The 12,892-nt window shown below is 43.2% G+C and carries 14 protein-coding genes; 9 read left to right on the forward strand and 5 right to left on the reverse strand.

Features of this window, described 5'->3' with window-relative positions:
* Positions 1 to 189: 189 nt before the first annotated feature.
* Together LN995_RS20930 and LN995_RS20935 are read left to right on the forward strand one after the other, a co-directional pair.
* A complete protein-coding gene (locus tag LN995_RS20930) occupies positions 190 to 864 on the forward strand; it encodes a YceI family protein (protein WP_229963047.1) in 675 nt (224 codons plus the stop codon).
* A 114-nt stretch (positions 865 to 978) separates the two neighbouring features.
* Positions 979 to 1,746: a DUF6503 family protein gene (locus tag LN995_RS20935; protein ID WP_229963048.1), complete on the forward strand. Its 768-nt coding sequence runs from the start codon at positions 979 to 981 to the stop codon at positions 1,744 to 1,746.
* Positions 1,747 to 1,791: 45 nt separating this feature from the next.
* Here LN995_RS20935 and LN995_RS20940 read toward each other — a convergent pair whose 3' ends face one another.
* A complete protein-coding gene (locus LN995_RS20940; RefSeq protein ID WP_229963049.1) occupies positions 1,792 to 2,337 on the reverse strand; it encodes a hypothetical protein in 546 nt (181 codons plus the stop codon).
* Between the two features lie 3 nt (positions 2,338 to 2,340).
* Positions 2,341 to 2,952: a hypothetical protein gene (locus LN995_RS20945; protein ID WP_229963050.1), complete on the reverse strand. Its 612-nt coding sequence runs from the start codon at positions 2,950 to 2,952 to the stop codon at positions 2,341 to 2,343.
* A gap of 469 nt (positions 2,953 to 3,421) precedes the next feature.
* On the opposite strand from LN995_RS20945, the gene LN995_RS20950 reads away from it, so the two are divergent.
* The 5 genes from LN995_RS20950 (at position 3,422) to LN995_RS20970 (ending at position 8,705) form a co-directional block, all read left to right on the forward strand.
* On the forward strand, positions 3,422 to 3,703 hold the full coding sequence (locus LN995_RS20950; protein ID WP_229963051.1) for an ATP-dependent Clp protease adaptor ClpS: 282 nt from the start codon (positions 3,422 to 3,424) through the stop codon (positions 3,701 to 3,703).
* A 16-nt stretch (positions 3,704 to 3,719) separates the two neighbouring features.
* Entirely contained in the window at positions 3,720 to 4,328 is a 609-nt protein-coding gene (gene recR, locus LN995_RS20955) for a recombination mediator RecR (protein WP_229963052.1), read from the forward strand.
* A gap of 357 nt (positions 4,329 to 4,685) precedes the next feature.
* A complete protein-coding gene (locus LN995_RS20960) occupies positions 4,686 to 5,900 on the forward strand; it encodes a pyridoxal phosphate-dependent aminotransferase (RefSeq protein ID WP_229963053.1) in 1,215 nt (404 codons plus the stop codon).
* A gap of 5 nt (positions 5,901 to 5,905) precedes the next feature.
* A complete protein-coding gene (locus LN995_RS20965) occupies positions 5,906 to 6,928 on the forward strand; it encodes a bifunctional heptose 7-phosphate kinase/heptose 1-phosphate adenyltransferase (protein ID WP_229963054.1) in 1,023 nt (340 codons plus the stop codon).
* Positions 6,906 to 8,705 (forward strand): TrkH family potassium uptake protein, encoded by a 1,800-nt coding sequence (locus tag LN995_RS20970; RefSeq protein ID WP_229963055.1) that lies wholly within the window; start codon positions 6,906 to 6,908, stop codon positions 8,703 to 8,705. Before LN995_RS20965 ends, LN995_RS20970 begins: the two co-directional genes overlap by 23 nt.
* Before the next feature lie 109 nt (positions 8,706 to 8,814).
* Here the strand turns inward: LN995_RS20970 and hemE are convergent, their stop codons facing one another.
* Both hemE and LN995_RS20980 read right to left on the reverse strand, forming a co-directional pair.
* Entirely contained in the window at positions 8,815 to 9,855 is a 1,041-nt protein-coding gene (gene hemE / locus LN995_RS20975) for a uroporphyrinogen decarboxylase (protein ID WP_229963056.1), read from the reverse strand.
* A 185-nt stretch (positions 9,856 to 10,040) separates the two neighbouring features.
* Positions 10,041 to 10,670 carry a MarC family NAAT transporter gene (locus LN995_RS20980; protein WP_229963057.1) on the reverse strand — a complete coding sequence of 210 codons (630 nt, stop codon included), beginning with the start codon at positions 10,668 to 10,670 and terminating at the stop codon, positions 10,041 to 10,043.
* Positions 10,671 to 10,819: 149 nt separating this feature from the next.
* On the opposite strand from LN995_RS20980, the gene LN995_RS20985 reads away from it, so the two are divergent.
* Both LN995_RS20985 and purE read left to right on the forward strand, forming a co-directional pair.
* Positions 10,820 to 11,953: a 5-(carboxyamino)imidazole ribonucleotide synthase gene (locus tag LN995_RS20985; protein ID WP_229963058.1), complete on the forward strand. Its 1,134-nt coding sequence runs from the start codon at positions 10,820 to 10,822 to the stop codon at positions 11,951 to 11,953.
* Positions 11,953 to 12,480 (forward strand): 5-(carboxyamino)imidazole ribonucleotide mutase, encoded by a 528-nt coding sequence (gene purE, locus LN995_RS20990; RefSeq protein ID WP_229963059.1) that lies wholly within the window; start codon positions 11,953 to 11,955, stop codon positions 12,478 to 12,480. Before LN995_RS20985 ends, purE begins: the two co-directional genes overlap by 1 nt.
* Positions 12,481 to 12,602: 122 nt before the next feature.
* Here the strand turns inward: purE and LN995_RS20995 are convergent.
* A partial coding sequence (locus LN995_RS20995; protein WP_229963060.1) for a hypothetical protein occupies positions 12,603 to 12,892 on the reverse strand: 290 nt, incomplete at its 5' end.

The raw sequence follows: 12,892 nt of genomic DNA on the forward strand, positions 1-12,892 counted from the left end.
CAGTAGATGTGCTGATAACGGACAAAGGTCTAAATTTGCTTCAGGATATAGATAGACAGGAAATTGTGCACTTTGCAGATATTGCTAAACTGACTGATAAGGAAGCGCAACAATTAAACAGCCTGTTAGATAAAATCAGAAAATAAAACAGAAATAAAAATCAACTAACCTATTAATTTAAAAATCATTATGAAAAGAACAGCTATCCTGGCTTCATTTGCAGCAACGTTTTTATTCGCAGCTTGTAACAATAACGCTGGCGAAAGCACAGCCGAAGCTACTACAGAAGAAGTAACAACTGAAGCTAGTGCTGCTACTGGCGAGGGAGAAGTTTACAATGTAGTGCCAGCCCAAAGTGAGGTAACCTGGAATGGTAAAAAAGTAGCCGGAGAGCATTCTGGAAACATTGAAATGCAAGGTGGTGAACTGACTGTTGCTGATGGCGAAGTAACTGGTGGTACTTTCACTATTGACATGGCCTCTATCACAAACACTGACATTACGGATGAAGAGCAGAATGGTAAACTGGTAGGCCACCTGAAGTCTGATGATTTCTTTGGTGTAGAGAAATATCCGACAGCTACTTTCACTATCACAAGCATTTCTCCTATTGAAGGTGCCGTTGCAGGACAGCCAAACTATAACGTAGAAGGCGACCTCACTATCAAAGACAAAACAAATAAGGTAAGCTTCCCGGCTACTGTTTCTGTTAATGATAACGTAGCTACTGCTAAAGCTGATGTAACGGTAGACCGTGCGAAATATGATGTTCGGTATGGCTCAAACAGCTTCTTCGATAACTTAGGCGATAAAGCTATCGAAGATGAGTTTACAGTTTCTTTTGACCTTACTGCTCAGAAGTAGTAACTGGTAGTAACACAAATAAAAACGCTCTGTGTCTGGCTTCAGATACAGAGCGTTTTTATTTGTGTTAAATATTTTGAAAGTAATGCCTACTTTCGTGCAAATTTCTGGCACATGTTTTCATTTGTATCCATTTTAAAGTACAACTTTAGCTACCTGATAATAATTGTTGTTGCCTTTCTGGTTGCTTGTTCTCAGGAAAAAGAACCTGATGCTCACAAAATAATAGGAGAGGCTGTTACAGCTCATGGGGGAGACAACTATAAACAGGGCGTGATAACATTTCGACAGGGCAGTAGCATTTACCGGCTGCTACGCCACGATGATGCCTTTGTTTACAGCCGAACTTCCACAGATGCTGTTGGGCAACGTGTACACGATGTGCTACGCAACAGTGGGTTTACGAGAACCATAAATGACATAGAGCAGGAGCTGTCTGAAAAGGAAGAGCAGGAGTACAGTGTTGACCTACAAGCGTTAGTAGATTTGGTTCTTTTGCCTTATGGACTGAGCAGTGCTGCTCTTAAAAAAGAGTATTTAGGAGAAGCTCTTGTAAATGAAGAACCATATTATAAAGTGCGTATTGTTACCGAAGGAGAAGGTAAGGCACATAGGGAATATGTATGTTGGTTTCATAAACGACGGCATGTGCTGGAATATGTAGCCAATGCCATTGCGGAAGACAACAATGGGCGCTATTTTCGGAAGGCAGTAAATGCACGGGAAGAGGGAGGCATACGTTTTCAGGATTATATAGATTACTCTGCTCCTACATCTCTGCCGCTGGAGCGCTACGATAAAGCCTTTGAGGCAGGCAAACTGGAAAGTGTGTCAGAAATCGTGTTGCAGGATATTCAGGTAGGGCAATTGCCTCAATTATAGTTTATTCGACAAAGAGGCTTTCCTTACTGACGAAGTGAGCTTTGCTTAATCTGTGACAAACTCTTCTGGCAGAGTTACTGGAAGAGGATGTTTTCTGCCGTGGATTTGCCGCAGAAACTCATCCAGTTCTATTTTGTACTCCAGGTGATAATCTTCGTGCAGGTTTTTACGGATAAGGTGTATGGTTCTTAACAGCAGACGTGCCGTGGCCGTATAAAAGCCTTTATAATAGCTGTCGAACTGCCCGGTGTAGTTGCTGAAAATAAGGCGAAGCGTGTACAGGTGCAGTTCCACTTCCGTTTTAGCGTCTTTGGTTATGCGTTTAGCACGGGCAATTTCTTTAATGGCTTTACGTAATGCTTTGGTGATTGCTTTTGTCAGGCTGCGGCCAGTGGCATTGAGCAGCAGTTCATGTATCACATTTTCACTACGCTCCCGCACCTCCTCCAAAGTTACCTCTTCTAATAGTTCAAAAGAGAGTATGTCATAGAGTTCTGCATCGCGGCGGGCTGCTTTTAAAATAAGTGCCTCTTTTTCTTTATCAGAAAGTTGACGTACAGCTTGGCGAAAGGCCGGGGAAATGGCTGGCATATATTAATCCGGTAGATTTTGTAGGTCCAGCAGGTCTTGTTGGCGAGCTGTAGCTTTTTTGTTTCGTTTAAGGTCTTTCAGGCTGATAAAGTTAGCTATAGTATCGCCATAAGGAATTTCTATTTTGTTTTTCCAGCAAGAGTCAAAATCAACACCCGTCAGGCCTGTGGCTAGGTCTATACGGTTTGGCGGGTAACCTAGTTGAACAACGACACCGGCAGTTGTCAAATCCTCTAAATTCACTTCTGTATCATCGCAGCCAAACTTCTGTAATGCATTAAGAACATTAACGGCATTTTCAGGAGTGGGATTCACCCAAATATCAATATCGCCTGTATAGCGAGGGTAACCATATAGGGCCACCGCATAGCCACCTGCTATAATGTATTCGGCATGGCAGGTGTTTAACAATTTTACAAATTCTTTAAAGTCCTGTGTCAGCTCCATCTTTACTAATAAGTCATACTGCCTGCGTAGCTGCTCGAGGGCGGCAAGGCGAACCTCAGGAGACTGGGCAAGCCAATATTTTAAGTCATTGTTGCTGTCCGACAATTTTTTTCTGTTTACTGCTCTGCCTGTCGGGTGCTGCAGAGCGGCACTTGCTTTTTTAGTCAAATCTGGGGCTTATCAAAGATTAAACAACCCGCTATCAAAGCAGCAAAAAGAAGTTTCAGCATTACGTTAGCTAATGCTGTATCCCAAAAGTAATTGTTTTATGCCTTTTCATCAATCTGTCTGAGAAAATTTATTTTATTGAGAATCTACTGGTTTTTAAATAAATGGTATATAAAATAAAGGGGTGATTGTGTAAAAGCAGCTTTAAATGTGAATTATGTCTGCGAAATTAACAGGGGAATCATAAAAATGTATTTTAACAGTGATGTGCTGTTATAGCAAAAGCATGTTTATCCTGCCTTCCGGAAAAGAGAGCTGAAACTGCTGGAAATAGATATGAACAGGTGATTAAAACGGAATTTGAAAGCAGTATTTTTTGTTATGAATATCTGAAAGAAGCTTCAGTTGCTGTTTTTTTATACTAAGGCAAACCCTTCTGAATGTGCTTATAAATTCTTAATTTTGTATTATGAATTGGGATACTGAAATTTTACACCAGGAAGAAGTAGAGGTACTTGAAGAAAGTACAGACCTACGGAATCTTGTAGTATATAACGACGACGTTAATACGTTCGATCATGTGATTAATACGCTTATAAAAGTGTGCGGACATTCGGTGGAACAAGCGGAGCAGTGTACGTGGCTTATCCATTATAAAGGTAAATGTACTGTAAAGGTTGGTTCTTTCGAAGAACTGTCGGGTATGTGCACGTCCCTGCACGATAAGGATTTATCTGCAGACATTCAATAACAGTAGAGGAGGCTTAATGAATTTTCCGTCGAAGCTGATTGAAAACGCTGTAGAAGAACTGGCCAAGCTGCCAGGTGTGGGACGAAAAACAGCACTAAGGCTGGCGCTGCATTTATTAAAAGAAGAATCAGAGGACACGTTCTCGCTGGCAGAGTCGCTGGTGAAGATGCGGACCGAAGTGAAACATTGTAAGCAGTGCCATAATATCTCTGATACTGAAATATGCAGTATTTGTGCAAACCCGCTTCGTGAGCAAAGCCTGCTCTGTGTAGTAAGCGATATCCGCGATGTAATAGCGATTGAGAACACGGCGCAATACAAAGGGTTGTACCATGTGCTGGGAGGGGTGATTTCTCCTATTGAAGGAATCGGCCCGTCTGATCTGCACATTGACTCGTTATTAGAGCGACTGCCAAACTCTGAGATAAAAGAGGTATTACTAGCCATTAGCCCAACTATGGAAGGCGATACCACTGCCTTTTACCTGACCCGTAAACTCCGTGACCAGAACTTACGCATTACAACCATAGCGCGTGGTGTACCTGTGGGAGGTGAGTTAGAGTATACTGATGAAATTACCTTAGGTCGTAGTATAGTAGAGCGTACGGCTTACGGAAAAGTGTAACTAATCTTTAAAATATTTAGAAGAGGGGGCAGTCTGAAGGCTGTCCTTTTTTGTTGGCAAAAAGGGACGTGTTTAACAATAGTCCGAGCCTGATGTTATTCAGGGCTTGCCTCAGTTGGCTCATGATGCTGTTGTAAATTAGTATTCAAGAATGATAATAGTTTTTAGATCTTCATCATCCTTAGATAATTAGTAAGAGTTTTTTTTAGTATTGCCTATATTCTTGCTGTTTTCCTTTCCTCTTTTGCCACAAATTCCCAATTTGCCGTTTAAGCAACTTAAAGTAAAAGCATTGGTTCAATGCTGGAAGTATGTTGTATAATAAGTAACTTTGAAAGGTAAATTAATAGAAGCACCATGTCTGAAGTAAAAGAGGTGAGTAACATTTTGTCTGACAGAATCTCTGCCCTGTCGGAATCGCAGACAATTGCTATGGCTAAAAAAGCCAGAGAGTTGGCAGCGCAAGGCCACGATGTAATCAATATGAGTTTTGGGGAGCCTGATTTTCAGACGCCGCAATACATAAAAGATGCAGCCAAGAAAGCAATTGATGATGGTTTTACTTTTTATACGCCTGTACCAGGCTACCCGGACCTGCGCCAGGCAATTGTCGATAAGCTGAAACGGGATAATAACCTGGACTATAATATTGACAACATTGTTGTTTCTACTGGTGCGAAACAGTCCATCGCTAACGTGGTGCTTTGCCTTGTAAACCCTGGCGATGAAGTGGTTATATTCTCTCCTTATTGGGTTTCTTATGAGGAAATTGTAAAATTGGCAGAAGGCGTTCCGGTACAGGTACAGGGCTCCTTGGAAAACGACTATAAAGTAACACCTCAGCAACTGGAGGATGCTATTACTTCCAACACTAAACTTATCATGTACTCATCGCCATCTAACCCTACCGGGGCCGTGCTTGATGAGGAAGAACTGCTTGCGCTGGCAGAGGTACTGAAAAAGTACCCTAATGTGTACGTCATGGCAGATGAGATATATGAGTACATTAACTTTGGCGGCAAACATGCCAGCATGGCTGCCATCGATTTTATGAAAGACCGTGTGATTACGGTTAATGGCTTTTCTAAAGGATATGCTATGACGGGCTGGCGTGTTGGCTACATTGCCGCTAACAAAGAGATAGCCTCTGCCTGCGATAAAATGCAAAGCCAGATGACCTCCGGTACAAACTCAATCGCTCAGAAAGCTGCTAAAGCTGCTTTAGAAGGAGGCAAAGAAACTGCCTTGGAGATGTCTGCTGCTTACCTGCGCCGCCGCAACCTGGTGCTGGACCTGATCAGTGAGATACCTGGTTTTAAAACATCTGTACCGGCCGGAGCATTTTATGTTTTTCCGGATGTAAGTTATTACTTTGGAAAGTCTTACAATGGACAAACTATAAACTCTGCTTCTGACCTTAGCCTGTTTATTCTTACTGATGCCTTAGTGGCAGGAGTTAGCGGCGAAGCTTTTGGTGCTCCACAGTGTATTCGTTTTTCTTTCGCTACATCAGACGAGAAAATCACAGAAGCATTGCGCCGCATAAAATCCAGCCTGGAAAAGCTCCAATAATTTAAATGAATCAATTCTCAAGTATAGAAAGCGTTTTTTCTGCTTTCGAAAGTTTGCAAGTGCTTATTATCGGCGATGTGATGATCGACTCGTACCTCTGGGGTAAGTCGACACGCATATCGCCGGAGGCACCTGTACCTATAGTTAATGTGCTGAAGCGGGAGATACGTATGGGAGGCGCTGCCAATGTGGCATTGAACGTACAGGCCATGGGAGCCACTCCGCTACTTTGCTCTGTAATAGGCGATGACAAAGATGGAGGCGACCTGCTCCGGTTAATGGAGGAGAAAGGCTTGTCTGTAGAGGGGATGGTACAAAGCCCGGAGCGCGTTACCACTATCAAACATCGTATTATAGCTGGTGCGCAGCAATTGCTGCGTGTAGATTCTGAGATAGAATACAACCTGGCAGAGCACGAAGAGCGTCACCTGGAGGAGCGCTACCTAAAGCTGTTGGCAAAGGCTGATGTCGTTATTTTTGAGGACTACGATAAAGGCTTGTTTTCAGAGAGAAACATTCAGCGTTTTCTGCAACTGGCCAATGAGCAAAATATCCCATCTGTTGTTGATCCTAAAAAGAAAAATTTCCTTAGTTACACAGGTTGCACGCTGTTTAAACCTAATCTGAAAGAGCTTAAAGAAGGGCTGAAGCTTGACTTTGCTGATGAAAGCCTTCCGGCTTTTGAGGAGGCCGTTGAAGAACTGCAACATCAATTACATACAAGCCAAGTACTTGTAACATTATCTGAAAGAGGTGTTTTTGTAGCCGATGGTGCCGAAAAAACTTATATAGAAGCACATCGTAGGTCTATTTCTGATGTGTCTGGAGCAGGAGACACTGTCATAAGTATTGCTGCGTTATGTATCGCCCTTAAAGCATCTTTGCCCTTTGTTGCCGGGCTAAGTAACCTTGGTGGTGGATTAGTGTGTGAGCAAGTGGGCGTTGTTCCTGTAAACAAGCAAAAGCTGCTGGAGGAGGCGAAGCAAATTGAGCTTTTTGACAAACATGAACACAGAGTCACTCAATAGATTTTTATACGATAGTAAGATGCAGGTGTATACTATTATGCGCCGCTCTACTTATGTACTTACTTTACTCTCGATAGGGCTTCTGATTTATGCACATGGTGTAGTAGAAAGCCCGGTTGTATTGCGTATTCTTTTCTATGCCATTGATGCTATCCTGGCGATATTTGTTGTCATTTACTTGCTGCGGATACTCTATGCTTTTGAGCGGGACAAGTTTCTGCGGCGCACCTGGTTAGAGGGCATATTTATGTCCATTATTCTGATAAATCAGCTAGGCACATATGTATTTGGCGTGCCTGTCGTTTATAATGTCTTTGAAAGTGTGGGCATACCGCTTTCTGTGGAGCTGTACCGGGTCGCTGTGTCGTTGTACATGCTGGTGCTGCTTATAATTGAACTAGTGGAGACAAGGGTGTACCTCAAAACTGTTAAACTACAGCCTTCCACTACCTTTATCCTGAGCTTTATATTGCTGATTCTGATGGGGGCCGGATTGTTTATGCTTCCTAAAATGACCAATGCCCCGGAAGGCATGCGCTTTATTGATGCCTTGTTTATGGCAGCAAGCGCTTCCTGCGTTACCGGGCTGGCTGTAGTAGACCCAGGTACTTATTTTACTTTCGCCGGGCAGATCATATTGCTGATTCTTATACAAATGGGAGGCTTAGGTATACTTACCTTCACTACTTTCTTTGCTTCTCTTATGAGGCAAGGTATAGGCATTAAGCAGCACGTGGCAATGTACGAGTTACTGGACAGCGAATCGTTGTTCAGTGCCAAGAACCTGATGCGGAATCTGATTTTCCTGACATTATCTATTGAGTCGATAGGTGCCGTGTTTATTTTCTTTAACTGGGGACCAGAGGCTGAGTTCGAGAACCTTGGAAACAAGATCTACTTTTCTATCTTTCATGCTATTTCTGCGTTTTGTAACGCGGGTTTCTCTTTGTATCCGGAAGGTTTATATACTCAACCAATCAGAGTGTCTTACCTGCTTCACATTGTAATTACGGTACTAATTATTTTGGGGGGTATAGGGTTTCCGACTATTGTAGATGTGCTGTCGCCAAGATCAATGCGTATGCGTTTGCGTGCTCCGTGGAGGAACTGGAAAATGCTTTCCCGGATTACCATTTATACTTCAGCAGCCCTTATTCTATTGGGTATGGTAGTTTTTTTCCTGCTGGAGTACTTCAACACGTTGTCGCACCTTAATTTTGCAGAGGCGCTGGTAACGTCGTTCTTTCAATCTGTAACTACCCGTACAGCAGGCTTTAATACAGTCGATATGTCGGCACTTACTGTGCCGACGCTCATGTTATTTATTTTCCTGATGTTTATTGGTGCTTCCCCAGGCTCAACGGGTGGTGGTATTAAAACCACAACCTTTACTGTTATTCTTCTGGCTGTGCTGACAACTATACGGGGAAAACGATTTATGGAAATAGGGCACCGGACTATACCACACTCAGTGGCTTACAAAGCCTTTTCAGTGTTTACGTTTGCAGCCATGATCAACATCCTTTTTATCTTTATTCTGTCTATCTCTGATGCTCAGTTTGATATTATGCGGCTTGCTTTTGAACAGGTATCTGCTTTTGCCACTGTTGGGCTTAGTACAGGTATTACGGCAGGTTTATCAGATGTTGGTAAGTGTGTTATTATCTTGTCTATGTATATCGGCAGGGTAGGAACTATTACACTTGCTCTGGCGCTTAGTACAAGGGCAACTACTACAAATTATAAGTATCCGGAAACGCACTTGGTAGTAGGATAATCCTGTTGATGATCGGCATTAGAAGCCTGTTAAAGTTTAGCAATAAAAAAGAGAGGCTTCTTCTAAATACTTAGAAGAAGCCTCTCTTTTTATGCTCGTTGTTAAACAACTAACTATTAATAGTAGCGCCGTATTCTTTTACAGTTTGAATAAAGCATTTTACTTTTTCCGGGTCAGTATCAGGGTAAACACCGTGGCCAAGATTCGCAATATGGCGTTGTGGCCCAAACTCCTTCAGCATTTTAATAGTTTCGTGTTGTATGGTATCAAAAGAGCTGTAAAGCAGACATGGGTCCATATTGCCCTGTAGTGTTTTATTTGGTCCAACCTGCTGCCGCGCAGTTTTTATTTCCATATTCCAGTCCAGTCCTATGGTTTCGCAGTTCAGCGTAGCAAAATCTTCCAGGGCAAAGAACGCACCTTTGGCAAACACCGTAACAGGTACACTATTGATGGCATTACAAATCTCGTTGATATATGGCAAGGAAAACAGGCGGTATTGTGCAGGCGATAGTATTCCAGCCCAGGAGTCAAATACCTGAATCAGGTTTGCGCCTGCTTCTACCTGTGCCTGCAGGTAAGCGATGGTGGTATCAGTAATCATGCGGAGCAACTGATGTGCCAGCTTAGGATTAGTGTACAACATTCCACGTGCATGCGAGAACGTTTTAGAGCCACTGCCTTCAACCATATAGGCCAATATTGTCCAGGGAGCACCGGCAAAACCAATAAGAGGTACTCGTCCGTTTAATGCTTTCTTGGTTACTTTAATGGCATCTAACACATAGTGCAGGTGTTCATGCGGGTCAGCTATACGCAAGCTTTTCATATCCTGCTCTGTGCGGATAGTTTTAGGAAACAGCGGGCCGCGCTTTTCCACCATTTCATAGGTGCAGCCCATTGCTTCCGGTACCACTAATATATCAGAGAAAATAATGGCAGCGTCCACACCAAGTATGTCTACAGGTTGTATAGTTACCTCTGCTGCCAGTTCTGGTGTTTCCACTAGTTCTTTAAAACCGCTCAGGCTTTCACGTACAGCTCTGTACTCCGGTAAAATGCGGCCAGCCTGGCGCATGAGCCAAACAGGAGTGCGTTCAACAGCCTCACCCTTTGCAGCTCTTATAAGCAAATCATTCTTCAGTTGCATGGCGCAAAGATAGGAATTTTAGATTTGAAAATCTGAGGATGAATAGATTTGATTTTTTTGCAGGGTAGCCGTAGCGTTTGGCACTGGAACCGAACAATTGAGTGTCGCTCTCGGTAACCTGAAAAATGGTTAAGCCTCTTAAAGCCACAGAATATTATGCCTTTAATTTCGAAACCTTCAGGTTGTTACGGCTGATTCTCAGTAAAAAATAATGCCGTTAGGGCAGACACAATAAAGTTTACCCCAATGGAAAGCACTATAAAGCCCATAATACGAGATAGTGCAGCCAGCCCTGACTTACCCATAAAGCGTGTTAACTGATAAGAGAAGCGTAAAATAATATAAGATACCGCCGCCAGTAATATAATACCTATCAGAATTAAGATCATATCGAAATAGGAGAGGGATGTCGTAAACAAGCCGATACTTACTGCAATGGCGCCAGGCCCTGAGAGCATGGGCATGGCAAGTGGTGTAAAGGAAACATCTTCTTTCTGTTGCCCTTCTTCAACCACATCCGGTGCTATTTTTTTCTTGCTTCCTCCGGGGGTTAGCAGTTCAAAACCAGCGCGCATAATCATTAGCCCTCCGGCAATTCTCAGGTCATGTATCCTGATTCCAAAAAAGTTAAGAACATACTGCCCTGCCAGAAAGAAAACAGCGAGAATACCCACCATGTACAGGCAGGCCTTCAGGGCTTGTTGGTTTCTTTGGGCAGGGGTATCGTCCTGTGTAAGGGTAAGAAACACAGGCATAGCGCCGAAAGGATTAACAACAGAAAATAAAGCTGAAAGCGTGGCAAGTATGATTTCCATTTAGGCTGGGAAAAGTGTATTTCTAAATATAGCTTATATAGAATATAAAACAAAGCATTAGCTGCTAAACCATATAATACTACAGCAGGGGCTGTGAGGTTAATTATAATCCTTATTTTTGGGTAAAGAAAATTTAATACCTATAAAATATGAAAGGAGAAGTAAAGCTAGGTATTCTGGGTGGCGGGCAATTAGGCCGTATGCTGCTTCAGGCTGGGCTTGATTTTAACCTCTACACCTTAATATTAGATCCGGACGAGAATGCACCGTGTAAGGACTTGTGCAATGAGTTTTATGTAGGTAACTTCCGTGATTTTGACACTGTGTATGAGTTTGGCAGGAACTGCCATATTTTAACCATTGAGATTGAGCACGTAAATGCTGATGCACTCGAAAAACTGGAAGAGGAAGGCGTAAAGGTTTATCCTGATGCCAAAACCGTACGCACTATTCAGGACAAAGGACTGCAGAAAGAATTTTACAAGCAGCATAACATTCCTACCGCCGATTTCAGGATACTGAAAGATAAGCAAGAGTTGCAGGAGAATCTAAGCTTTCTGCCAGCTTTCCAGAAACTGCGCCGAGAAGGTTATGACGGACGTGGCGTAACGCGCTTAGCTAGCGAAGCTGACCTGGGCAAAGCTTTTGAAGAGCCATCAGTACTGGAAAAGCTGGTTGATTTTGAGAAGGAGATTTCTGTGATTGTAGCCCGCAATGCCAAGGGCGAGGTGTCTGCCTTTCCGATGGTGGAACTGAGCTTTCACCCGGAACATAACTTAGTAGATTCGCTTTTCGCACCTGCCAACGTTTCTGAAGTCTTACAGCAGCAAGCCAAAGAAATAGCTATGCGTGTTATTTCTTCTTTTGAGATGGTCGGTATCCTGGCTGTAGAAATGTTTCTGACTAAAGACGGACAGATATTAGTAAATGAGGTGGCGCCACGCCCTCATAACAGTGGGCACCACACTATTAAAGCTAATTTTACTTCACAATATGAGCAGCACCTGCGTGCCATTATGAACCTGCCTTTGGGTGCTACGGACATACAAAGTGCAGCGGTTATGCTTAATCTGTTAGGTGAACCTGGACATGACGGAGAGGCTGCTTACGATGGCCTGCAGGATGCTTTAGCTGTGCCGGGAGTATACATTCACCTGTACGGCAAAAAGTTTACCCGCCCTGCCCGCAAAATGGGGCACGTTACAGTGCTTGGCGAGAGCCTGGAGCAGGCGCAGCAGCGAGCAGAATCTGTTAAAAATGTAATTAAAGTAAAAGCATTATAATGGCTGAAGAAACAACTAACACACAACCTTTGGTAGGCATTATTATGGGTAGCCAGTCTGATCTGAAAGTAATGGACGCGGCGGCTGAGATTCTTGAACACTTGGGTGTTTCTTTTGAATTAACTATTGTATCGGCACACCGCACGCCGCACCGGATGATCGATTATGCCGAAAGTGCCCGTAAAAGAGGGCTTAAAGCAATTATTGCTGGTGCCGGTGGGGCTGCACATTTACCAGGAATGGTTGCTTCCTTAACTACATTGCCTGTTATTGGTGTGCCCGTAAAATCAAGTAATTCCATTGATGGCTGGGATTCAGTGTTGTCTATTCTGCAGATGCCGGGAGGTATACCTGTAGCTACAGTTGCTTTAAACGGGGCACAGAACGCAGGCATACTGGCGGCACAGATTTTAGGAACAACCAACGCAGCTATAGCCGATAAGCTGGAGAAATATAAGATCAGCCTGAAAGATAAGGTTATGCGCTCGGTAGAAGAGCTAAGAAGAGGAGATCGGGATGAAGATTAAGATGGAATCCATATTATCTATATTTATATAAGTAGATTTAACATAGGAGGCAGGAGCTTTACCGTTGCTCCTGCCTCTTTTGTGTAGCTAGTCGTCTGCTAAGCTAAATAAAGGGTAAAAGTTTAAAAACCGAAACTTAGCATCAGGTTAAAATTGTTGATATTCGAATTCAATAACAGTAGCTGGGATATACCATTGTTGCGTTCGTACCTTAATTCAAGAGAAAGGGCTCTGCTTCCTATAGGGTAAGTTAATCCTGCGCCTCCTGTAAAACCTGTCATGTAATGGCGAAACCCTTTTTCACCCAGAGCTTTACCTTCAGAAGGGCGAATCAGGTTGTTCTCGTAAGTTATAGTTTCCTTGTTCGTGTCTTTAACGGCATATGCCAGTGTCGGCTCCCCAACTTTAGAAC

This window comes from Pontibacter silvestris (assembly GCF_020907275.1).
Taxonomy (GTDB): domain Bacteria; phylum Bacteroidota; class Bacteroidia; order Cytophagales; family Hymenobacteraceae; genus Pontibacter; species Pontibacter silvestris.

Bases quoted from the DNA above. Each gene is read 5' to 3' on its own strand.
- LN995_RS20930 (WP_229963047.1), top strand. From the start codon at position 190: ATGAAAAGAACAGCTATCCTGGCTTCATTTGCAGCAACGTTTTTATTC.
- LN995_RS20935 (WP_229963048.1), top strand. From the start codon at position 979: ATGTTTTCATTTGTATCCATTTTAAAGTACAACTTTAGCTACCTGATA.
- LN995_RS20940 (WP_229963049.1), bottom strand. From the start codon at position 2,337: ATGCCAGCCATTTCCCCGGCCTTTCGCCAAGCTGTACGTCAACTTTCT.
- LN995_RS20950 (WP_229963051.1), top strand. From the start codon at position 3,422: ATGAATTGGGATACTGAAATTTTACACCAGGAAGAAGTAGAGGTACTT.
- recR (WP_229963052.1), top strand. From the start codon at position 3,720: ATGAATTTTCCGTCGAAGCTGATTGAAAACGCTGTAGAAGAACTGGCC.
- LN995_RS20960 (WP_229963053.1), top strand. From the start codon at position 4,686: ATGTCTGAAGTAAAAGAGGTGAGTAACATTTTGTCTGACAGAATCTCT.
- LN995_RS20965 (WP_229963054.1), top strand. From the start codon at position 5,906: ATGAATCAATTCTCAAGTATAGAAAGCGTTTTTTCTGCTTTCGAAAGT.
- LN995_RS20970 (WP_229963055.1), top strand. From the start codon at position 6,906: ATGAACACAGAGTCACTCAATAGATTTTTATACGATAGTAAGATGCAG.
- hemE (WP_229963056.1), bottom strand. From the start codon at position 9,855: ATGCAACTGAAGAATGATTTGCTTATAAGAGCTGCAAAGGGTGAGGCT.
- LN995_RS20980 (WP_229963057.1), bottom strand. From the start codon at position 10,670: ATGGAAATCATACTTGCCACGCTTTCAGCTTTATTTTCTGTTGTTAAT.
- LN995_RS20985 (WP_229963058.1), top strand. From the start codon at position 10,820: ATGAAAGGAGAAGTAAAGCTAGGTATTCTGGGTGGCGGGCAATTAGGC.
- purE (WP_229963059.1), top strand. From the start codon at position 11,953: ATGGCTGAAGAAACAACTAACACACAACCTTTGGTAGGCATTATTATG.